The organism is Micromonospora sp. NBC_01796, assembly GCF_035917455.1.
Classification (GTDB): Bacteria; Actinomycetota; Actinomycetes; order Mycobacteriales; family Micromonosporaceae; genus Micromonospora_G.
The window spans coordinates 2,119,842-2,141,632 of record NZ_CP109078.1 but is presented as its reverse complement, the minus strand read 5'-3'; the positions used below and the strand labels follow the sequence as shown (position 1 = coordinate 2,141,632).

Here is a 21,791-nt window from a genome sequence, read left to right as displayed (position 1 = left end):
CGCCGAAAGAGCTACCAGGTAACCGGGGGTAGGCGGCCGACGGAAGGAACGGCTTTCGTGCCTCGCAGGACGGCCAGAATCCGGCGCCGCGCGTCGGGAACGCTCGCGGCACTGCTCGCCGCCGTGGTGGTCGCTACTGGAACTCCCGCCGCCGCGGCCCCCACCGCCCGATCCCTCGGTTACGGACCGCTCGCGCTCGCGCCCAGCAGCCCCGGTGACGAGGGCGGCAGCAAGAACCTGCGCGACACGCTCGAAGCCGTCTCCAAGGGACACATCGAGGCGAAGGCCAAACTCGACAATTCGGTCAAGCGTCAGGCCGCGCTCACCGCCGAACTGGCCAAGGTCGAGGTCCGGCTGACCGAGCTGAACGCGGTGGTCGCCGAGGTCGCCGTGGAGTCCTACCGGCTCGGCCGGCTCAGCGCCGTCGCCACCCTGCTCAACAGTGCCTCGCCCGAGGCGTTCCTGGAGCGGGCCGCCGGGCTGGAGGTGATGGCCCAGCGCGACGACAAGCAGCTCCGGGCGCTCACCGAGGCGCGCGAGGAGGCGACCCGGGCCAAGGCCGCGATCGACAACGAGGTACGGGAGCAGCAGAAACAGCTCGCCGTGATCGCCAAGCGGAAGACCGACGCCGAACGCGCCCTCGCTGCCGTCGGGGGCAAGTCCAGCACCGGTTTCGTCGCCGCCAACTCGCCCGCGGCCAAGCCGGCGCCGAAGAACTCCGACGGCTCCTGGCCGAAGGAGTCCTGCACCATCAACGACCCCACCACCACCGGCTGCATCACCCCCCGGACCCTGCACGCGATGAACCAGGCGCAGGCCGCCGGCTACAAGCGCTACGTCTCCTGCCACCGTCCCAGCGGTGGCGGTGAACACCCCAAGGGACGCGCCTGCGACTTCGCCTCCGCGACCAGCGGCTTCAAGGACGCCGACGCGACCGGCGGCGACCGCACGTACGGCAACAACCTGGCCGCGTACTACGTCAAGAACGCCAGCTCCCTCGGTGTGCTCTACGTGATCTGGTACCGACAGATCTGGATGCCCGGCACCGGGTGGCGGTCCTACAGCGGCGGCGGCAGCCCGGCCGGCGACCACACGAACCATGTTCATCTCTCGATGGTTTGACATCGAAGCGCCCCTGGCCTGCGTACGATCGCTCCGATGGAGACAACACCTGCGAACGTACCCGCTCAGGCGAGCGTGCCCGTGACGCCGACGAGCCCACCCGTGACCGAAGCGGCCGGGCCCCGCGCGCTGCCGAACGGGCTCGCCGCGACACTCGTTTTCCTCGCCAGCGGCGCGGTGCTCGTACTGGAGACCGTGTCCCTGCGCCTGGTCGGCCCGTACCTCGGAGTCACCCTCCAGGTCACCAGCTCGGTGATCGGGGTGGCGCTCGGCGCCATCGCGTACGGGGCGTGGCTCGGCGGGTGGCTTGCCGACCGGCGCGACCCCCGTACGCTGCTCGCCCCGGCCCTGGTCCTCGCCGGGATCACCACCGCGATCACCCTGCCCGTCGTCCGGTACGCCGGTGAGGTGCTCCGCGGTGGCGCCACCGCCGGCATCCTGCTGCTGACCGCGCTGGCGGTGTTCCTGCCGGCAGCACTGCTCGCCGCCGTCACCCCGCTGGTGGTGAAGTTGCAGCTCAGCGATCTGCGCCGGACCGGACAGGTGGTCGGTCGGCTGTCCAGCATCGGCACCCTGGGCGGCATCACCGCCACCCTCGGCACCGGATTCGTGCTGGTCGCGGCCCTGCCGAGCACCGTCATCATCGTCGGGCTCGCGCTCCTGCTCGGACTGACCGGCCTCTGGCTCGGGTGGTACCTGTGGCGGCAGGACCGGACCTCGGTGCCGGGGCGGCCCCGGGTGAAGGCGGCGGTGGCACTGCTCGGACTGGTCGGGGCGGGACTGGCCACGGTGTCGCCGAACCCGTGCGACGTGGAGACCGCGTACCACTGCGCCAGCGTCGAGGCCGACGCCGACAACCCGGACGGCCGGCTGCTGGTGCTCAACTCGGCCTGGCACTCGTACGTCGACCTGGCCGACCCGACCCACCTGGAGTTCGCGTACACGCAGTGGATCGGTGCGGTGGCGGACGTGTTCGCGCCGGCCGGGCAGCGGCTGGACGCGGTGCACCTCGGCGGCGGCGGGTTCACCATCCCGACGTACCTGACCGCCACCCGACCGGGAACCGTCAACACGGTGTTCGAAATCGACGGTGAGCTGGTCGAGCTGGGTCGCCGCGAGTTGGGCGTACGGCCGGGCCCGGAACTGCGGGCGGTGGTCGGCGACGCCCGGATGCTGGTCGGTGAACTGCCCGACGACAGCGCCGACCTGGTCGTCGGTGACGCCTTCGGTCACCTCGTGGTGCCGTGGCACCTGGCCACCCGGGAGATGGCGGCCGATATCCGGCGCGTGGTCCGCCCCGGTGGGATGTACGTCCAGAACGTCATCGACTACCCGCCGCTGCGATTCATCCGCGCCGAACTCGCCACCGTCAAGGCCGAGTTCACCCACGTCGCGGTCGTCGCACCGCCGAACGCGATCACCGGCGCCCGGGGCGCCAACTTCCTGATCGTCGCCGCCGACACGCCGCTGCCGATCGAGGCGCTGCGCACCCGGCTCGGCGCGCTCGACGAACCGGTCACCGTGCTGGACGGGCCGAACCTGGACGGGTTCATCGACGACGCCATCGTGCTCACCGACGAGTACGCCCCGGTGGACCAGCTCCTCGCCACCGCCTGACCGACGCCGCAGGTCATCCGCCGACGACGGGATAGTTGTTCATCTTTCGGTCAGCCACCGACCTCCTGACCGTCGCCCGTCGGCGGTTGGATCGGGTTCCACCCGAACCCACGTCAGGAGACCTGCGGTGCGACGTACCCTTCCCATTCTCGGCCTGGCCGGCGTACTGCTGGCGGCGGTGGTGGCGATCCCCACCTCGTCGTCCGCCGCCCGCCACAGCGACGAGTCGGACCAGCGGCAGGCGGACAAGTCCCGCGACGCGAAGCCGCTGGTGATCGCCCACCGTGGAGCCAGCGGTTACCGGCCCGAGCACACCCTGGAGTCGTACCGGTTGGCGATCCGGCTCGGCGCCGACTTCATCGAGCCCGACCTGGTCTCCACCCGGGACGGAGTGCTGGTCGCCCGGCACGAGAACGAGATCTCCGGGACCACGAACGTCGCCGACCACCCGGAGTTCGCCGGCCGCAAGGCCACCAAGACCATCGACGGGATCGCGGTCACCGGCTGGTTCACCGAGGACTTCACCCTGGCCGAGCTGAAGACGCTGCGGGCCAAGGAGCGGCTGCCGCAGGTCCGGCCGACCAACACCGCCTTCGACGGCACCCTGGAGATCCCGACCCTCCAGGAGGTCATCGACCTCGCCAAGTCGGAGAGCCGGCGGGTCGGCCGCACCATCGGCATCTACCCGGAGACCAAGCACCCCACGTACTTCCAGTCGATCGGGCTGGCCCTGGAGGAGCCGCTGGTCCGGGTGCTCAAGCGCAACGGCCTGACCAGTCGCAAGGACGCGGTGTTCATCCAGTCCTTCGAGACCGCGAACCTCCGCAAGCTGAGCAAGCTGACCGACGTACGGCTGGCCCAGCTGCTCGACGCCACCGGGCGGCCGTACGACTTCACCGTGGCCGGTGACCCGCGCACGTACCTGGATCTGGTCAAGCCGGAGAACCTGAAGTGGATCAGCACGTACGCGGACGGGATCGGCGCGACCAAGAACCTGATCGTGCCCCGCGACGCCAACGGCAAGCTGCTCGCCCCCACCAACGTCGTACGTGACGCGCACCGGGTCGGCCTGGACGTGCACGCCTGGACGTTCCGGGCGGAGAACCAGTTCCTCCCGACCGACTTCCGCCTCGGGACCGACCCGAACGCCCGGGGCGACACCACGTCCGAGTACGAGCTGTTCTTCAGCCTCGGCCTCGACGGTGTCTTCAGCGACCACCCCGACACGGCGGTAGCCGCCCGCGCCGCGCTCCGCTGAGCGGCCCGCCCTCGGCTCCGAGGTGAGGCAGGGCGCCTTGTTCGCACAGGCGCCCTGCCTTTTCACCGGACCGGGCGGGCCCGGCCGGTTCCGGGCAACCGCCGGTACGCCCACCCGACCCCGTGGTACGACTGGACCGACAGCCGGGCGGTCCGGGACGGGCGGGGCGGGACGAGGGTGGATGGACACGGATCAGCGGTCCGACCTGCTCCGCGACCTGGGCCAGCCGAAGGGCGTCACCTACATCGAGCTCTTCTTCGACCTGGTGTTCGTCTTCACCCTGTTCCGGCTCTCCCAGACGTTGATGGCCCACCTGGACTGGGTCGGCGCCTTCCAGACCCTGATCCTGCTGATGGCGGTCTGGTGGGTCTGGTCGTACACGAACCTGCTGACCGACACCCTGGACTCACGGCTGATCCGGCTCCAGTTCCTGATCACCGCCACCATGTTCGGCATCCTGGTGACCTCGACCGCCATTCCGGAGGCGTTCGAGGAGCGCGGGCTGCTGTTCGCGATCGCGTACGTGGCGATCAACCTCGGCCGCAGCTCGATCCTCGCCTTCGCCCTGCGGCATCACCACCTGGGCCGCCGGCCGCTGCGGGGAGCGGTCTGGTTCGCCGTCTCGGCGGTGCCCTGGTTCGCCGGGGCGATGGTGGAGGACGCCGGCCGGCTGGCCCTGTGGAGCCTGGCACTGGCGATCGACTACGTGGCCGCGCTCGTCGGCTGGCCGGTGCCGGGGCTGGGGCGTACGAGTTCGGCGGAATGGAACCTGGCCGACGAGCACATGGCCGAGCGCTACCGCCTCTTCGTGATCATCGCGCTCGGCGAGACCGTCGCCATCACCGGCCGTACGTTCCACGACAGCGACTTCAGCCTCCACCGGGGTACGGCGTTCACGCTGTCCTTCTGTATCACCGTGTCGCTGTACTGGATCTACTTCCACCGGACCAGGGAGAAGCTCGGCCCGGCGTTCTCCGGCGCGAGCGACCCCGCCGACGGCAACGAGCCTCGTTCGCGGAGCAAGGAGGCGGCCCTGGCCCATCTGATCATGGTCATGGGGGTGGTGGGCATCACCGTCGCCGACGAGCTGGTGATCAGGCATCCGACCGGTTCCGCCCCGGCCTCCTGGGTCGCGGCCATGCTGGGCGGACCGGCGCTCTTCCTCGCCGGTCACGCGCTGCTGGGGCGGCAGGTGTTCACCCGCGCGGCCACACCCCGGCTGGTCGGGCTGGCGGTGCTGATCGTCGCCTCCCCGGCCATGGTCGGACTCGCGCCGCTCGCCTCGACCGGGCTGGCCGCGGCCGTACTCGCGGTGGTGGTGGGCTTCGAGATCCGGCTCAACGGCCCGCTGCCGGGCGCACGCAGCCTCCCACCCAGAGGCTGACGTGGGGGCGCTTCAGGTGAACAGGCCCCGACGGAACGCCTCGCCGACCGCGGCGGCCCGGTCCCGTACGCCGAGCTTGTCGTAGATGCGCAGCAGGTGGGTCTTGATGCTGGCCTCGCTGATGAACAGCTTCGACGCGGCCTCCCGGTTGGTCGCCCCGTCGGCCACGAGCTTGAGCACCTGGAGTTCACGCTGGCTGAGCGTGCCCTGGGCGGGTTTGCCGGGCCGGGCCGGCCGGCGCATCTGACCCATCAACCGACCGGCCACCGTCGGGGAGAGCACCGCCTCACCGTTGGCGGCCAGGCGTACCGCACGGAGCAGTTCGTCGGTGGGCGCGTCCTTGAGCAGGTAACCGGTGGCGCCCGCCTCGATCGCGGGCAGCACGTCGCTGTCGGTGTCGAACGTGGTCAACACCAGCACCCGTACGGTCGGCGCGGTCCGGTTGAGCTCGCGGATCGCCTCGACACCGTCCATCCGTGGCATCCGCAGGTCCATCAGCACCACATCCGGGCGCAGCGCGGCGACCTGCGCCAGCGCCTCCGTGCCGTCACCGGCCTCGCCCACCACCTCGAACTCGTCCGAGCCGGTGAAGGCGCCGCGCAGCCCGTTGCGGACCACCGGATGGTCGTCGACGATCAGCAGGCGTACCGGTCCGGTCTTCATGATTCGTTCTCCACCGTCGTCGGGATGCTGGCGTTGATCGCGGTCCCGTCGCCGGGCGCGGTCTCGACGGTCAGGGTGCCGTCGACCCGCTCCAGCCGCTGCCGGATCGCCCGCAACCCGAAGCCGGTGCCGTCGGGGGCGGTGCCCGGCTCGGCGACGTCCGCCATCGCGAAGCCCACCCCGTCGTCGCGTACGTCCAGCATGACGAGGTCGTCCAGGTAGGAGAGGGTCACACCGACCTTGCTCGCGCGGGCGTGCTTGGCGATGTTGGTCAGTGCCTCCTGGGCCACCCGGAACATGGTTATCTCGATCTCGGCGAGCATCGGGCGAGGGTCGCCGGTGGTCTCGACCCGGACCGGCACCCCGGACTCACGGGACCAGCGGGTGGCCAGTCCGGTGATCGCCTCGGGCAGGTGCGAATCGTCGAGTTCGGTCGGCCGTACCGCCGCCACCGACCGGCGGGCGGCGGCGAGGCTCTCCCGGGCCAGCGCGTGTACGTGATCCATGTGGTGTTGCCACTGCCGCGGATCCTCGCGCGTACGGTCGGCGGCCTGCAACTGGGTGATGATGCCGGCGAGCCCCTGGGCCAGGGTGTCGTGGATCTCGTGTGCCATCCGTTGCCGTTCGTCGTGCACCCCGGCCTCGCGGGCCTGGATCAGCAGTTGCGCGTGCAGCCCGTCGTTCTCCGCGAGCGCGGCCTCCAGTTGGGCCAACGCCTGCCGACGTTGCTCGCTCTCTTCGGTGAACCGTTGGCCCAGAAAGCCGAACCAGCCGATCAGGAAGATCTGGGCGAGCACCACGAGGACGGTGATCGTGATCCAGTCGCGGTTGTTCGGTACACCGGCCGGCAGGATGTTGACCAGGATCGAGGTGGCCGTGACGCAGAGGAAACCCCAGACCGGCGGGAGCACCTCGTACGCCTGCATGAAACCGATCAGGGCGAAGAGGAAAAAGATGCCCCGGTGCCCCGTGAGCAGACCGGCGAGTGTCGTCTGTACGCCCATGAAAAGCACCACCGACCAGGTGGGCCGGGTACGGGGCGGCGGCCGGAGGGTGTTCATGAACAGCGCCCACAACGCGGTCACGGTGACCAGGACGACGGTGGTGAGCAGGTCCCGCGCCGACTGCCCGGGGTCGAGCAGGGCGAGCAGGGTGGCCAGACCGAGCAGGACGTACGGCAGCACGACCAGGACCCGCCGCGCGGGATGATCGGGCCGGTCGGCGACGCTGGCCGTCAGCAGCGTGGAGGGGCGGGGCGTCGTGGTGCCCGCGCCGGCTGTCCCGCCCATCCGCCCCACCTCTCTGCTATTCCCAGCGGAAGTATCGCGCCGCGAGTGCCCCGGCGGCGATGGCGTAGGCGGCGAGTACGGCGAGCGCCACCGCGGACGGCCAGTTCCCGTCGCTGCTGTCCCGCAGTGCCTGCACGCCGGCACCGAGCGGAGTGAAGTCGCCGATCCGGACCAGCACGTCCGGCATCCCCTCGCGCGGCACCCAGAGACCGCCGAAGAACATCAGCGGGAAGAAGAGCGCGGTGCCGATGCCGGTGGCCGCACTGGCGGTGGGGACCAGGGCGGCGATGAGCAGCCCGATCGCGAGCATCGCGGCGGCGACGAGGGCGAGTGCGAGCACGAAGCCGAACCCCTGCCGGGGCAGTACGGCACCGAACAGGATCGCGGCGGTGACGAGCGTCAGCACCACCGTCACGACCATGAACCCGAGCTGTACGGCGAGCTGCGCGACCAGCACCCGGACCGCGCCGATCGGGGTGGTGGAGAGCCGGCGCAGGACGCCCTTCTGCCGGTACCCGGTGATCGTCCCCGGGGTGATGTAGAGCGTCATCATCGCCAGGATCATCACCACGATGATCGGTATGTAGAGGTCGATCACCCGCAGGTTGCCGAGTTCCGGGTCGGCCTGGCGGAATCCCGGGATGCTGCCGAGGATCACCAGCAGCAGCACCGGGAAGATCACGGTCCAGACGTACGCGCTGGGTTCGCGCAGGAAGAGTTTGAGTTCGACGGCGGTGAGTTTGCGCAGCCCGGACATGCGGGGTCTCCTCGGGTTGGCGACAGGGGACGGAGCGGAATCGCGGCGGGAGCGGACGCGCTCAGGCGTCGGGCTGGCGGTTGGTCAGGCTGAGGAACGCGTCGTCGAGGCTGCTGTGCTCGTACCGCAGGTCGGCGGCGACGATCTGGTTGCGGGCGAGGACCGAGGTGACCGCGTGCAGCAGGTCCCCGGTGCCGGTCACGATGATCTGGGCACCCTGCCGGGTGACCTCCCGGACCTCGGGGAGCACCACCAGCAACTGGTCGTCCAGCGGTGTGGTGGGCCGGAACCGGACCCGCTGCTGCTGGTCCACTCCGGCGACCAGCCCGGCCGGGGTGTCGAGTGCCACCACCCGACCCTCGTTGATCACCGCGAGCCGGTCACAGAGCTGCTCGGCCTCCTCCATGAAGTGGGTGACCAGCAGGATCGTCACGCCGCGCGCCCGTACCTGTTCGATCAGGCCCCAGGTGTCGCGGCGCGCCTGCGGGTCCAGGCCGGTGGTCAGCTCGTCCAGGATCGCCACCTGCGGGTTGCCGACCAGGGCGAGCGCGATGGAGAGCCGCTGCTGCTGCCCGCCGGAGAGCTTGGCGAACCGGGTGTTCCGCTTCTCGGCCAGCCCGAGTTCGTCGAGCAGGGCGCGCCAGTCGGCGGGGTCGCGGTAGAAGGACGCGTACAGCTCCAGCGCCTCGGCCACGGTGAGCTTCGCCGGCAGTTCGCTCGCCTGGAGCTGTACGCCGACCCGGTGCCGTAGTTCCGCCCCGTCCCGCCGGGGATCGAGCCCCAGTACGGAGATGTCCCCCGCGTCGGGTCGACGCAGCCCGGCGACGCACTCGACGGTGGTGGTCTTGCCCGCCCCGTTGGGGCCGAGGATGCCGAAGATCTCCCCACTGTCGACGGTGAACGACACGTCGTCGACCGCTACCTGTGTGCCGTACCGCTTTCGTAGGTGGTTGACCGAGATGACTGGCATGCGTACTCCTCGGGGCCTGCCGCCCGCCCCCGTTGGTGTACGGGCCGATCTGCCGTACGGCCGGGCGGCTGCCTACAGCCTGCGCGGATCCCGCCCGGACCGGTTCCGTCCACCGGCGCTCCGTGCGGTGGAACCCGGCCCGCATCAACCGGATGTGCACTGTCGACCGGATGGCGTCCGTTCAACCGATCGGTGGACAGCCGGCCCGTGACCGCCGCCGCGCCCCGGATCAGAAGTGGTCGAGCAGGTCGGGGAAGGTCGAGAGGGTCAGCACCAGGTTGTCGTCGGGATCGAGGTCGGCCTGGTCCAGCGCCCACGGGTACGCGTTCGGGATGTAGACGGCGTTCATGCCCGCCGCCCGTGCCGGCAGGATGTCCGACTTCGGGGAGTTGCCGATCATCCACGTGCTCGCCGGCAGGAGCCCGTGCTCGGCCGTGACCTGCCGGTACACCTCGACGTTCTTCTCCGCCACGATGTGCGTACGCCGGAAGTGGTGACCCAGACCGGAAGCGTCGATCTTGCGCTGCTGCTCGTCGGTGTTGCCCTTGGTCAGCAGCAGCAGGTCGTGTCGCCGGCCCAGTTCGGTCAGCGTGTCCGCCACCCCGGGTACGAGTTCGACCCGGCGCTCCACCAGTGCCACCGCCAGTTCCTCGATGCGTCGCCGCTCCGCCTCGGTGGCCGGTCGCTCCCGCAGCCGGCTCAGGCACTCGCCGAGACTGTGCAGGAAGATCGCGCTGCCGTACCCGTGGGTCACCACGTTCGCCCGCTCGATGTCGTCGAGGATCGCGCGGATCTCGACCCGGTCCAGGGTCGGGTGCGCCACCCATTCGAGAAAGTCGTCGATCACCCGCTCGAAAAGGACGTTGTTCTCCCAGAGGGTGTCGTCGGCGTCGAAGATCAGCACCTGTCCGGTGCGTCGCACACTGTTCATCCCGGTCAACTCCACGGTTCTCCTCACCCTTATTCGGGCTGGGACTGTACTCAATCGGGTCGAGAACGGCGACGGATTAGTCCCGCAACTCCGGGAGTCCGACACGACACTCGCCGGGGCATGGACCGATCGACCACGCTGGGGTAGCTTCCGCAGCCAAGACCGATGACGGGAGACCGGCAGTGGGAACGTACGCGGTCGTGACGAACGCACCCCTCGCCCAGGTACGCGACGCCGTACACGGGGGCCAGGTCGGTGGTTTTGTCGCACCCGATCCGCTCGGCACCATCGTGCTGTTCGACTCCCCGCGCGGGTCCAGATCCAGCAGCCGCCGCTTGGCGAGACCCGCCGCCGACCTGGTCCGGCGTACGGGTGTGCCGGGGTGGATGCTGCTCGCGAACGAGTCACTGGCGGAGGCGACGATGCTGTCCCCGGATGCCGGGCAGCAGAGTCTCCAGTGGGCGGCGAACTGGCAACCGCCGGAGGACCCGGCCGAGTACCTCTCCGACCGCAAGGCGTGGGATGTCTACTGTGGTGAGATCGCGACCGCCTACGGCCGCCCGGAGCGGGGGAGCGACCTGGCGCTGATCCGCAACGACCCGGTGCCCGGCCGCCCACGGCCACTGGTCGCGGACCTGCTGCGGCAGGTCTGCCGGGTGTTCGACCTGCCGGACGTGGCGGTCGGACGTTCCCTGCTCGTCGGCGACGAACCCGGACTCTACGAGGCCGAACGGGTCGACGTGACGCAACGGGGCCTGCTCGGCCGGCTGCTGGCCCGGTCCTGAGATGACCGGGGCGGCAGCGGAGAACGGCGAGACGATCGGCGCGGTCCGGGCGACCGCGTACCGCCTCGGTGCGCTCGCCGACGCGTCATCGGTGACCGTGCTGGGCGAGGCGGACGGCTGGACCCGGCTCGACGTTGTCGACGGGGTGGACCTCGGTGCGCTCAGTGTCGCCGCCCGTACGCCGGCCTGCCTGCTGAGGGTCGACGACGACACCTTCGGGCTGCGGCTGTCCGCGTACGGGCCGGACGGCGCGTCGGTCGGGCCGCTCGACGTCACCTGCACCGAGTCGGACGCCCTGTCGGTTGTCACCCTGTTCGGGCTGCCGGACGGCGCCGCCGTGCTGCACCGGGCGCTGACCAGCCCGTCGACGGGTTACCACCCGCCGGCCCGGCTCGCCGACGCCTGCCGCGCCGTCGGCCTCCCGCTGGAACTGCTCACCCCCGCCGGGTCCGCCCCGGTCATCGTGCTCGGGGCGCCGCCGGCACAGCCGGAGGTCGGCGTGGTCCTGGTGTACGCGTCCGCGGTGAACGCCGCAGCCGCCGCCCCGCTGACCACCCAGTCAGCGTGGACGGTGCCGATCGACGGGAAGCGGAGCCTGCACCTCTGGGACGGTCGGGGCGAGCGGGCCAACCTGGCCCTGGCGGCCGAGGTGCTGGCCGACCGGCGTTGGGCCACGCTGGCGTACTGGTGGTCGGAGCGGACCGCGGGCTTCGTGCTGACCCGCGCCAACCGGGTGGCCGGTGCGCACGAGTGGGGCGGCTCGGCACCGGTGACACCGGAGGGGACCGCACGGGCAGCCAGGCAGCTCGCCGAGGAGTTCGGCGTACCCGAGCAGGCACTGACCGTCACCGCGTTGCTACGGCGTACGGACCTGGAGCCGATGGCGGCGCTCACCGAACTGGGGGACCTGCTCGGCTTACCCGCCGACGTCATCGGCCGTACCGCCGTGGAACTGGCGGACTGGGCCGCCTCGGTTCCCGGTGCCGTACGCACCGAGCGCCTGGGCTTCGCCGCCGCCGTCGTCCACTCCGTACGGGAGCACTCGTCGAAGCCGCCGCGCGAGGATCTCTACCATCCCCGCCCGCTGTGGCGGCGCCTGCTCAGCGGGTTCCGCCTGCTGGTGTTCGTACCGATTCTGGTCCTTGTGGTGGCAGGTTGGCTGCGCGGTGATGTCAGCGGGTGGTGGGTCCTGCTCGGGTTGGCGCTGACGGCGGACGCGGCCTGGGGTGTACGTCCCGGCCGGCGCAGCCGGATGCACGTCAACCGGGGTACGACCCCCACCGGCGGGCGGCCGACCGGGTCGGGGTGAGCGGGCGGTGACCCTCCGGATTACCGCTGCGGCCCGGCGTGCCGACCCGTTCCGGAGGGTATAACCTCGGGGTCGGCAGTGACAGATCATCATCTATCTGGTCATTCGTCGTTCCCATCCTGGCCGGTGCGGAACGTGCGGGAATCAGGGAGCCGTCGAAAGGTTTACCGTCCTGCCCCGAGCCAGAAAGCGGTACCCCATTGCCCCTCGAACCTCCCGTGCGATCGCCGGACGACGAGACCGCCCGACTGGCGGCCGTACGTCGTTACGAGATCCTCGACTCGCCCCCTGACGGCGCGTTCGACGAGATCGCGGAGCTGGCCGCGATGGTTTGCGGCACCCCGATCGCCAGCGTCACCATCGTCGACGCCGACCGGGTCTGGCTCGCCGCCGCCAGGGGATTCGACGGGATCACCGAGGTCGGCATCGATTCCGGCCTGTGCGCCTCGGCCTTCCGCGCCGACGGCCCGTACATCGTCAACGACGCCGCGCTGGATCCGCGTACGGCCGATCATCCGCTGGTGAAGGGTGAACTGTCGCTGCGGTTCTACGCGGCGGCACCGATCATCACCGCCGACGGTTTCCGGCTGGGCACGGTGAACGTGATCGACCGCAAACGCCGGCAGGTCACCGGGAACCAGATCGCGGTGCTGACGAAACTCGCCGCCCTGGTCGCGAAGCAGTTGGAACTGCGCCTGGCCGCGATCCTCGCCGTACGGGCGGAGCGGGAACGTGCCGCGGCGGCCGACGCACGGGCGACCGCCGCCAACGCAGACCTCTCCACCCGCGTACGCGACGCCGCCTCGGCCCACCGCCAGGCGCCGCACCCCGACCACTGCCAGCTCGGCGGTGCCATCACCCCCTGCCCCCGTCCGGCCGAGTTGAAGCTCGCCGACTCCTGGGGCGACTCGGCCTGGAGCTGCACCGAGCACGTAGAAGAGGCCCTCCTCAACGTCCGCTCGGTCTTCCTGGCCAGCGAAGAACTCGGCGGCCTGGCCGCCTACGTCAACCGCAACTGACCGGCAAAACCCACGGAGTATCCGCACACCACTTTTTCCCCGATGTTGGTGCGTTGCATTCGAAAAAACTGGTGTACGTTTGGACCCATGACGCGCATCACCGTTGACGTGAACGACGAGTGGCTGGATGCGGCCAGGGAGGTGCTCGGCACCGACACGAAGGTCGCCACCATCAATGCGGCGTTGCACGCCTTCGCGCTACGCCGGCAGGCGGTCGAGATCGTCAACGCGTTCGACAGCGTGCAGTTCGAGTTCGCGGATCCGGACCGCTCGTGGGGCTATGGCGGCGGTCGTGACCTGTCCCGGCTGGTCGAGGACGCCCGCGAGGCCGACGCCGCATGATGGCCGGCAGCATCTATCTCGCCGACACCTCCGTCTACGTCCTGCAGGGGCGCTATCCGCAGGTTCGTCGCAGGTTCGAATCGCTGCTGGCCGAGGGTCGTCTTGCGGCCTGCCAGATGACCAGCCTGGAGTGCCTGAACAACGCCCCGGACCCGAAGAGCTACGAAACCCTCTGGGGTGCCCTGCAGGGCCACCGCCGGTTCGACGTCACCGCCAAGGCGATGGACCGGGCGCTCGACACCCATCGGTCGATGGCAGCCAACAGCCAGCACCGGAACTTCCGACTACCCGACCTGATCATCGCCGCGACCGCGGAGGAGCACGGCGCGACCGTTCTGCACTACGACGCCGACTACGACCGTATCGCCGCCATCACCGGGCAACCCATGGAGTGGGTCGTGGCGAAGGGTTCGCTCTAGGACCTCATCGTCGCCGCTGTTGTCGTGGATGCTGAATCGGTGACGAGGTGTCCGCAGTGTGGCGCAGAGGGCTCGCAGGAGATCTGTGACGAGCTGTTCGAACGGCTGCTGGCGCTGGACCACTCCCGGCAGCCACCCTGGGGACCGCTGCACGGTGTGGCCGTCGCGTGCTACTTCCTCCAGCATCCCCGACACCCGCTTGCCCCCGGCGAACCGACCGCATCGTTGGCACTGCTGCACGCGTACCTCGATGGTGGGCAACCGGCGGTCGACGCCTTCGTCGCACAGGCCCGCCGCCGGAACTCGCACCGATACCGGGGCAGCGATGACCGGCCGGCGCCGCAGATTGTCAACTCCGCGATGGCCGCTCGTCCGGCGCCCCGGGTGTTCGTGACGACGATCGTGGACGTGGCCGTCGACGGCGGTTTCCCCGCGCCGGTCTACCCGGACCTGGTCCGCTCCTGGGCCGAGGCGACCACCGCCGGGTGGAAACCCGTGTCCTGACGGCCCCGACCGGCGCTGTCCGAGTCAGATTGCCGTCCTATCCGCACAACCGATGGCGGTCGACCTGCGTCAATGAGGTGACGGTCCCTGACGGGGGATTGGCATCGTCGCTCCCCGATGCGTGGGTTGCCGCTGGTCGGGCGGGGCGATCGTGGGCTCAAGAGAGGGAAAAGCGCTTGATGGTACGGCGTAGACACGATCTTTCGAAGGCAGTGGCGGTGACCGCAGCGGTGGTCGCCGCCACTCTCACTGTCTCCGGCAGTCCGGCACTCGCACAGCCGCAGCCGTCGGTCCCGGCGACAAAGCCGGCCGGTGGTTCCGGTGGGCCGGTGCTGGCGGCGAATAAGACGTACACGGTGACGTTGTTGACCGGTGACGTGGTGACCGTGACGGGCAAGGGTTCGGCCTGCCCGGTGGTCAGTGTGCAACCGGCGAAGCCCAGCGGTGTCCAGCACCGCAGTTGCGGCCCGGACGGTCACGTACGGGTCGTGCCGGGCGAGGTGGCCCGACTGGTCGGATCGGTGCTGGACGAGTCGCTGTTCGACGTGACGGCGCTGATCCTCGACGGTTACGACGACGCGCGTACGGCCGAGTTGCCGCTGATCATCCGGCCGGGCGGGGCCGGGGCGCGGGCGGCGGGCACCCTCGCCGCCGAGCCGCTGGCTGCGAGCCTGGGCGGACGCCGGGCACTGCCGACCATCGGCGCGGTTGCCGGCAGCCAGCCGAAGAAGGGTGGCGCGGACTTTCTCCGTACGCTGACCTCCAGCGCGCCCGCCGCGGCCGGTGCCCGGACCGCGGACACCGGCCCGAAGGTGTGGCTGGACCGCCGGGTACGCGCCACGGGCGCCATCGCACCTCTCCACGCCGCACCCATCCAGGCTGCACCGGACAGCGACCGGCAGGCGGGGAACGGGCGACTCGACCGGAACCTGACCCAGATCAGTGCGCCGAAGGCGTGGCAGGCCGGTTTCACCGGTCGGGGCAGCCGGGTCGCCGTCCTCGACACCGGTGCCGACTTCACCCATCCTGACCTGGTCGGACAGGTGGTGGAGCGGGCCGACTTCACCGTCGAGGGCGGGAACGCGGTCGACGGCAACGGGCACGGCACCCACGTGGCGGCGACGATCGCCGGCAGTGGCGCCGGAGCGCCGGGTCTGCGGCGCGGGGTCGCCCCCGATGCCGACCTGGTGATCGGCAAGGTCCTCACCGACGACGGCTTCGGCAGCGACTCCCAGATCATCGCCGGTATGGAGTGGGCGGCGGCACGGGCCGACGTGGTCAACATGAGCCTCGGCGGGTGGGAGCCGAGTGACGGTACGGACTCGATGTCCCTCGCCGTCGACAACCTCACCGCCCAGTACGGCACCCTGTTCGTGGTCGCCGCCGGTAACGCCGGACCGACCCCCGGGCAGATCGCCTCGCCCGCTGCGGCCGGTACCGCCCTCACCGTCGGCGCGGTCGACGGGACCGACACGCTCGCCGAGTTCTCCGACCGGGGGCCGCTGGTCAACACCCAGGCCGCCAAGCCCGAACTGGTTGCCCCCGGCGTCGACATCATCGCCGCACGGGCCGCCGGTACGACCATGGGCACCCCCGTCGACAACCGCTACACCGCCGCCTCCGGCACCTCGATGGCCAGCCCGCACGTGGCAGGGGCAGCCGCACTGCTCGCCCAGCGGCACCCCGACTGGCAGGCCGGACAGCTCAAGGCGGCCCTGGTCGGAGCGGCCGACCCACTGTCGAACGTGGACACGTACGCGGTCGGCGCCGGTCGGCTCGATGCCGTACGGGCGCTGAGCGGGGTGGTCGCCGCGCAGGACGTGGTGGACCTGGGGATCTTCGCCTATCCGCAGAGCGGGACCGCGTCGACCAAACTGAGCTGGGTCAACACCGGCCGGGGCGCCGAGAACCTGAAACTGGACCTGAACGTCCGTACCCGTGACGGGGTGAACGCACCGGCGGGCGCGGTCCGGCTCTCGGCGGACCGGGTGACGGTCGGCCGTGGGGCCACCGCCACCGTGACCCTGCGGCTCGACCCCACCCGACTCGCCGGCAAACCGGGGCTCTACACCGCGACCGTCACCGCCCGTACGCGCGGCGGTGCCTTCGTCGCCAGCACCCCGGTCGCGTTCTACATCGAACCGCGCAGCTTCGACCTCGCGCTCAGCGTGACCTCGCTGCCCGACGCGGGCTCGACCATCGACCAGTGGGGCGGGGTACGGATCGCCAGCATCGACGACCCGACCAGGTTCAACGAGTTCACCAACCTGTCCCCGAACGAACCGGTGACGATGCGGGTGCCGGCCGGGCGGTACAGCGTCGCGGGCTACCAGGTGGAGGACAACCCGGAGACCGGGCTCAGCCGCATGATCATGGTCGGGGACCCGGACGTGATCGTGGACCGCGACACGACAGTGGTAGCCGACGCCGCACAGGCCAGTCCGGTGAAGGCCACCCTCGACGGGGTGGCGACCGAGGCGGCCCAGGTCGGGGCAACCTACCGGCAGTACGCGGCCGACGGCACCCAGGTCAGCGACGACTTCGCGTTCGCCTGGGGCGAGGCCGCCAAGTCCTGGGGCGCGTACGCGATGCCGATGGAGAAGCCCGGCGTCGGCCGGTTCGAGGCGTACACGAGTGTCAGCCTGCACGCCCCCGGCACCGCGCCGACCCCGTTCGTCTACGAGCTGATCCGGGCCCTGCCGGACGGCATCCCGGCGGACCTGTCCTGGCAGGTGTCCCCGGCCGAGCAGGCCCAGCTCATCCGGGTCGACCAGACCTTCCACACCCTGGACGCGCCCGACGCGGTCACCAACCACAAGCGGTACGGCCTGACCGCCGACGGCTTCTTCCTCCTCGACGCCCAGACGAGCGAGGTCCCGGCGACCAGGGTCGACTACCTCACGCCCGGCTTCTCCTACATCGACGAGGCGTTCTTCTCCGGCGCGTTCGACCTGCTCGACCCGCACACCATGGTCGTGACCCAGGAGGCGATGCGCGAGTATCCGGCCGGCAGCCGGCAACAGAAAACCTGGGTACGCCAACCGCTGCGCCCCGACTGGTACGACGACCCGGCGCTCTCCCCGAGCGGCTGCGTGCCCCAGCCGATCCGGCGTACGCAGGGCGTGCTGCGGGTGGACCTGGTCGAGTTGTCCGACGAGCACCAGCGGTTCGACTGCATCGATCCGTGGGACGGGTTCCACGGCCTGACCACCCGTACGCTGACCCTGCACCGGAACGGTGAGCTGATCGGCGAACAGCCGGAGTCGTACGGCGATTTCGAGATCCCGCAGGCGGCCGGTGACTACCGGCTCACCTACGACCTCGACGCGACCCGTCTGATGAGCCTGTCGACCCGGGTCAACACCGCCTGGACGTTCCGGTCCACCGGCCCCGCCGACGCGACCAGCAGCATCCCCGTGCCGCTGCTGTCGGTCGACTACGCCCTCCCGCTCGGCCCGGCCAACAAGCCGATCGGCGGCGAGGCCACCTTCACCGTGCACCAGTCGCACGGAGTGGCCAGGCAGAACATCACCTCGTTCACCCTGGAAACCTCGGTCGACGACGGTCTCACCTGGCAGGCCGCGACCACACAGCCCGCCGGTGAAGACACCTTCACTGGCGCGCTGCCGACCGTGACGGCCGGGCAGGCGGTGTCGTTGCGGATCAAGGCGACCGCCGACGGGCGCAGTGGGATCGAGCAGACCATCATCCGCGCCTACCGGGCCGGCTGACCGACACGACGGGGCCCCGGATCACGAACCGCGATCCGGGGCCCCTACTGCGTGAGGATCAGTTGCCCAGGCCGCAGTCCTTGCCCTCGACGGGAAGTGGGGCGCAGGGCAGCTTCTTGTAGTCGGCCGGCGCGGCGCCCTCCAGCTTGGCGAGGTTTTCCGGCGTACGCGGCAGCCACTCGAAGTCGACCGTGTCGATCGCCTTCGGCCCGGCGGAGACCTTCCGGACCGGCAGGTACGACTCGGCGTCGACCCAGATATCGGTGGTCGAACTCGGCACCGGAACCCATTGCAGGTGCACGGTCGCCTTGCCGTCCAGCGTCTCCTCACCGACCAGCTTCAACGTCCCGGTGGCGAGGGCGTCCTTCAGCTCGGCGGGATCCATCAGCGGCCCAACGGCCTTCTTACCGGTCGGCGTCTCGATCCGTTCCCCGTTCGGCCCCTGCGTGACGGTCACCTCGACCCCCTGCGGCATCGCCGCGATCTGGTCGTTCCACCACTTCTTCCGCTGGTGGTCGATGACGATCGCGTCGTTGCCGTTGCCGGACTTGACGACGGTGATCGTGCCCTTGGTCTGGACGTCCTGTTCGTCCGTACGCTCACGCCCGGTCTTCGCGTCGACCCAGCGCTCGTTGGTGAGGGTCGTCCTGCCCTTGCCGTCCTTGAACTCCGAGCGGGCGTGCTGGACGGAGTCGGTCAGGTTGCCCAGCGCGCTGGTGGTGCGCTCGCTGACGAAGCTGACCGTGAGCATGTCCGGGGCGTTGTCGACGATGCTGCCGGTGTTGCCGGTGCCGGACGCGTTCGTGTTCGGTGAGGTGCCGGCCGGGGAGAGGGTCAGCGACGCAGCCAGGGCGATCGCCGCGACCACCGGCACCCCGCCCGCGACACGCAGCCCCCAGGTCCGCCGGTTGTGCCGGCGGTGCAGGGTCGCGGTCAGCCCCGAAGGCGCCCCGAGCCCGGCCATCTCGTCGTGCAGCCGGGTGCCGAGCTGCTGCCCCAACTGGTCCTCGTTGAGCGCGGTCATTGGAAAACCCTCATCTCCTGTGTGTCGTGCTGATCCCCGAGCAGTTCGCGGAGGCGGCTCAGGGCGCGGGACGTGTACGACTTGACGGTTCCGGGCGAGCAGCCGACCAGCAGCGCTGTCTGCTCGACCGAGAGGTCCTCGAAGAACCGGAGCACGATCACCTGCCGCTGACGGATCGGCAGCGTGGCGACGGCGTCGGCCACCAGACGCCGGTTACCGATCGCGTCCAGGCCGGGATCATTGGTACGGAACGCGTCCCTGTCCTCGGGCAGCGGAGTTTCGCGTGGTCTACGCAGCAGTCCCCTGATCCGGTCACGGGACAGGTTGACCAGGACATGCCGGACGTACGCCTCGGGTGCGTCGCGCGCCTTGGACCAGCGGCGCATCGTACGCAGCAGAGCGGTCTGCAACAGGTCCTCGGCATGCCCACGGTCTCCCGTGAGCAGGTACGCGAGGCGCAACAGCGCTGCCGACCGCTCCTCGACGAATGTGTCGAAGCTCGGATCAACTCTCACGCAGCTAAGAACTCCACCGTCCGGTGGGCGGTTGCCACGTCCGAGCGGCCCTCACGAGTTCTTCGTCGGCGCCGAACATCCCTTGAACGCGGCCTGCGGCCGTCGTGGTGTGCGGCTACGCAGGGTTGTGCTGGGTGATGAGTGCCGGGAGCCAGTCGACATCGAAGGGCGTGCCGTCGTGTTCGCCGCGCTTGTTGTTGGTCAGCTCCGCGACCTGCCGTGCCTCGTCAAGGCTGGCGAGTAGCCCGTGCTCGTTAGGCCGTATGCCCAGCTTTTCGAGTGCCTGCTCGTCCAAGCCGTAGCAGAGCCTGGAGTGGAACAGCCACGCCGAGAACCCGAGTACGTCGAATCCCAGAATGGTGCCGGCCGGGGTGGGAACCTGCTCGCTGAGGTTCGATCGGATCGGGTGCGGATCGGGGCCGACCTCAACCATCGACATCAGCTCGGCAACACCGGAGATCGGCACGCTCATGGCCAGCACGTTGATGGTTTCCGGGTCGTCGGGAGCCTGGCGGGCTGCCGCGATCGCCTCCGAGAGCGTACGGAGCCACGGCCTGGTGAGTCCGTCCTTCCCCTTCGGCGGAAGGAACTGGGTCAGGCACTCGCTGACGGTGGCGACGGACGAGGAGAGGTGCCCGGCCCATTCCTCGGCCGGCGGCGTCCACGGGTACGCGGCCACGAAAGCCGCCAGGCGGTACGTCTCCTCGCTCGTCACGTTTGCATTCTCGGCCGAGCCGCGGTTTGCCGCGAGGAAATTAAGAGTCCGTGTCGCTACTCTTCCCGGCTCCACTGTTCCGCTAAAACCTCGACCTCGGCGAGAAATCCGGCCAGTTCGCTGTCCGTCCTGGCCCTGAGGAGCTGCCACAGCAGGAGCATCTCCGACTCGATGATGAGGTTCGGCTCGACCGCCTCCAGCGCCTCGATGTCACCGGTGGTGGCCGAGGTGAGCAACTGTTCCGCAACCGTCGGGTTGAGGTCGAAGCCTGTGCCGGCCATCGCCGCACGCGTCTCGGCAACCAGCGTGATCACGGCTGAAGTGGTCGTGGCGGGACCGAAATGCTGGCGTACGGCCAGGAAGAAGGCGGCGCCGACCACGAGACCGAGTTCGTCCCAACCCTCTTCGTCCAGTTGCTCGCAGCGCTGCCGATACGCCTCCGGATCACCCTTGACCAGTTCCCGGATCAGGTCGAGGTAGCTGCTTCGATCGGTCACGCTCTTGTTCCTTTCGCTTTTTCCGCATGTTCGCGGCATTCAGTGCGGCGGCGACGACGGCGGCCCCCGTGATGATCAGGGCCTGTGCCGCGTCCCCTGGCGCCACAGCGGGGGTCGCTTGGGGCGGTGGTTCCGGTCGGGCCGTAGTCGCGGAGGTTCCCTGCGGGCGGGCGGCATTCAGGAAGTCGGTCAGCTTCTTGGCCGTCTCGCCTGCTGACTCAGCATTCTGCACGACCCGCTTCGAGAGGCGGCGGAAGCTACTCGCCGCCCGGTCGCTTTGCCCTAGGAGTTGCTCCCCGCTGGGCATGCTCTCCGGCGAGGAGGACCGTGCCGGCGCTGCTCCTGGCGCTATCACGTTGATGTAGGCGCTCAGGTGACTGGCTGCCGTGGAAAGCTTCCGCGCAACCTTGGCCGCCTTCTCGGCGGCTGCCTCGCTCTCGCTGATGGCGCGACGGATTTCTGCATGATCGGAGCCAGCCCCAGCCTGGGTGAAGGCGGCATGAGCGACCGCTATCTCAGCCTCGGTGCGGCTTGCAGTCACTGCGGCTTGATCGAGGCGCTCGACAACTGCGAGCAGTTGCGCCACGACATCGGCAATGTTGCTCATCCCAGTGCCGCGAGGTACTGGCTGGCACCGTCGTTGGCTTCGTCCAAGCGGCGAATCGTCAGCTCGGTTTCGTAGATTGCCTGGCCCAGGCTGTTGAGCCCCTTCACCACCTCAGAATGTTCACTGTCGTGACTGGTGGCGCGGGCTGCGCTTTCTGTCTCGGCGGCATCGGAGGCGATCTGTTCGATCATCTCCTGGGCTCGGCCGATGGCCTCGCGCCCATCCCGGATGACCGCCTTGACGTCCTCGACGTTCACGGGACGATGGTCCACAAGACGCGGACGGGCAGAGCGTGGCTGGCTTGTTGATGAGCCGTGCTTGCCTCAAACCCAA

The 21,791-nt window shown here is 69.9% G+C and carries 22 protein-coding genes; 11 read left to right on the top strand and 11 right to left on the bottom strand.

The window, feature by feature from the left end; genetic code table 11:
• Positions 1-57 precede the first annotated feature (57 nt).
• From OIE47_RS09870 to OIE47_RS09855, 4 genes are all read left to right on the top strand, one after another.
• Positions 58-1,122, top strand: a complete 1,065-nt coding sequence (locus OIE47_RS09870; protein ID WP_326561189.1) for a coiled-coil domain-containing protein — start codon at positions 58-60, stop codon at positions 1,120-1,122.
• A gap of 36 nt (positions 1,123-1,158) precedes the next feature.
• Positions 1,159-2,739, top strand: a complete 1,581-nt coding sequence (locus OIE47_RS09865) for a fused MFS/spermidine synthase (RefSeq protein ID WP_326561188.1) — start codon at positions 1,159-1,161, stop codon at positions 2,737-2,739.
• A 127-nt stretch (positions 2,740-2,866) separates the two neighbouring features.
• Positions 2,867-3,997 carry a glycerophosphodiester phosphodiesterase gene (locus tag OIE47_RS09860; RefSeq protein WP_326561187.1) on the top strand — a complete coding sequence of 377 codons (1,131 nt, stop codon included), beginning with the start codon at positions 2,867-2,869 and terminating at the stop codon, positions 3,995-3,997.
• 181 nt (positions 3,998-4,178) lie between these two features.
• Positions 4,179-5,381 carry a low temperature requirement protein A gene (locus OIE47_RS09855; RefSeq protein WP_326561186.1) on the top strand — a complete coding sequence of 401 codons (1,203 nt, stop codon included), beginning with the start codon at positions 4,179-4,181 and terminating at the stop codon, positions 5,379-5,381.
• Between the two features lie 12 nt (positions 5,382-5,393).
• On the opposite strand, the gene OIE47_RS09850 is transcribed toward OIE47_RS09855, so the two are convergent.
• From OIE47_RS09850 to OIE47_RS09830, 5 genes are all read right to left on the bottom strand, one after another.
• Complete coding sequence (locus tag OIE47_RS09850) at positions 5,394-6,044, bottom strand: response regulator transcription factor (RefSeq protein WP_326561185.1); 651 nt, start codon at positions 6,042-6,044, stop codon at positions 5,394-5,396.
• Positions 6,041-7,333, bottom strand: a complete 1,293-nt coding sequence (locus tag OIE47_RS09845; RefSeq protein ID WP_326561184.1) for a sensor histidine kinase — start codon at positions 7,331-7,333, stop codon at positions 6,041-6,043. Before OIE47_RS09845 ends, OIE47_RS09850 begins: the two co-directional genes overlap by 4 nt.
• Positions 7,334-7,349: 16 nt before the next feature.
• Positions 7,350-8,090: an ABC transporter permease gene (locus OIE47_RS09840; protein ID WP_326561183.1), complete on the bottom strand. Its 741-nt coding sequence runs from the start codon at positions 8,088-8,090 to the stop codon at positions 7,350-7,352.
• A gap of 61 nt (positions 8,091-8,151) precedes the next feature.
• Positions 8,152-9,060, bottom strand: coding sequence for an ABC transporter ATP-binding protein (locus OIE47_RS09835; RefSeq protein WP_326561182.1), 909 nt, complete (start codon positions 9,058-9,060; stop codon positions 8,152-8,154).
• A gap of 229 nt (positions 9,061-9,289) precedes the next feature.
• Positions 9,290-9,991, bottom strand: coding sequence for an HAD family hydrolase (locus OIE47_RS09830; protein WP_326561181.1), 702 nt, complete (start codon positions 9,989-9,991; stop codon positions 9,290-9,292).
• 200 nt (positions 9,992-10,191) lie between these two features.
• Here OIE47_RS09830 and OIE47_RS09825 point away from each other — a divergent pair, with 200 nt between their 5' ends.
• The 7 genes from OIE47_RS09825 (at position 10,192) to OIE47_RS09795 (ending at position 18,100) form a co-directional block, all read left to right on the top strand.
• On the top strand, positions 10,192-10,776 hold the full coding sequence (locus OIE47_RS09825; protein WP_326561180.1) for a hypothetical protein: 585 nt from the start codon (positions 10,192-10,194) through the stop codon (positions 10,774-10,776).
• Position 10,777: 1 nt separating this feature from the next.
• On the top strand, positions 10,778-12,085 hold the full coding sequence (locus OIE47_RS09820) for a hypothetical protein (protein ID WP_326561179.1): 1,308 nt from the start codon (positions 10,778-10,780) through the stop codon (positions 12,083-12,085).
• Between the two features lie 218 nt (positions 12,086-12,303).
• The gene (locus tag OIE47_RS09815) at positions 12,304-13,104 is read left to right on the top strand and encodes a GAF domain-containing protein (RefSeq protein WP_326561178.1); all 801 of its coding nucleotides are present in this window, start codon (positions 12,304-12,306) and stop codon (positions 13,102-13,104) included.
• Positions 13,105-13,191: 87 nt separating this feature from the next.
• Positions 13,192-13,446 (top strand): type II toxin-antitoxin system VapB family antitoxin, encoded by a 255-nt coding sequence (locus OIE47_RS09810; protein WP_326561177.1) that lies wholly within the window; start codon positions 13,192-13,194, stop codon positions 13,444-13,446.
• Positions 13,443-13,865 (top strand): PIN domain nuclease, encoded by a 423-nt coding sequence (locus OIE47_RS09805; protein WP_326561176.1) that lies wholly within the window; start codon positions 13,443-13,445, stop codon positions 13,863-13,865. The genes OIE47_RS09810 and OIE47_RS09805 overlap by 4 nt, the downstream gene beginning before the upstream one ends.
• A gap of 39 nt (positions 13,866-13,904) precedes the next feature.
• Positions 13,905-14,369: a DUF5946 family protein gene (locus tag OIE47_RS09800; protein WP_326561175.1), complete on the top strand. Its 465-nt coding sequence runs from the start codon at positions 13,905-13,907 to the stop codon at positions 14,367-14,369.
• Positions 14,370-14,587: 218 nt separating this feature from the next.
• Positions 14,588-18,100, top strand: a complete 3,513-nt coding sequence (locus OIE47_RS09795; protein ID WP_326561174.1) for a S8 family peptidase — start codon at positions 14,588-14,590, stop codon at positions 18,098-18,100.
• A gap of 58 nt (positions 18,101-18,158) precedes the next feature.
• On the opposite strand, the gene OIE47_RS09790 is transcribed toward OIE47_RS09795, so the two are convergent.
• From OIE47_RS09790 to OIE47_RS09765, 6 genes are all read right to left on the bottom strand, one after another.
• Positions 18,159-19,124, bottom strand: a complete 966-nt coding sequence (locus tag OIE47_RS09790; RefSeq protein ID WP_326561173.1) for a hypothetical protein — start codon at positions 19,122-19,124, stop codon at positions 18,159-18,161.
• Positions 19,121-19,639 (bottom strand): SigE family RNA polymerase sigma factor, encoded by a 519-nt coding sequence (locus OIE47_RS09785; protein ID WP_326561172.1) that lies wholly within the window; start codon positions 19,637-19,639, stop codon positions 19,121-19,123. The genes OIE47_RS09790 and OIE47_RS09785 overlap by 4 nt, the downstream gene beginning before the upstream one ends.
• Before the next feature lie 115 nt (positions 19,640-19,754).
• Positions 19,755-20,354, bottom strand: a complete 600-nt coding sequence (locus OIE47_RS09780; RefSeq protein ID WP_326561171.1) for a hypothetical protein — start codon at positions 20,352-20,354, stop codon at positions 19,755-19,757.
• A gap of 56 nt (positions 20,355-20,410) precedes the next feature.
• Entirely contained in the window at positions 20,411-20,851 is a 441-nt protein-coding gene (locus tag OIE47_RS09775; RefSeq protein ID WP_326561170.1) for a hypothetical protein, read from the bottom strand.
• Positions 20,799-21,458 (bottom strand): hypothetical protein, encoded by a 660-nt coding sequence (locus OIE47_RS09770; RefSeq protein WP_326561169.1) that lies wholly within the window; start codon positions 21,456-21,458, stop codon positions 20,799-20,801. The genes OIE47_RS09775 and OIE47_RS09770 overlap by 53 nt, the downstream gene beginning before the upstream one ends.
• Entirely contained in the window at positions 21,455-21,715 is a 261-nt protein-coding gene (locus tag OIE47_RS09765) for a hypothetical protein (protein ID WP_326561168.1), read from the bottom strand. Before OIE47_RS09765 ends, OIE47_RS09770 begins: the two co-directional genes overlap by 4 nt.
• Positions 21,716-21,791 lie beyond the last annotated feature (76 nt).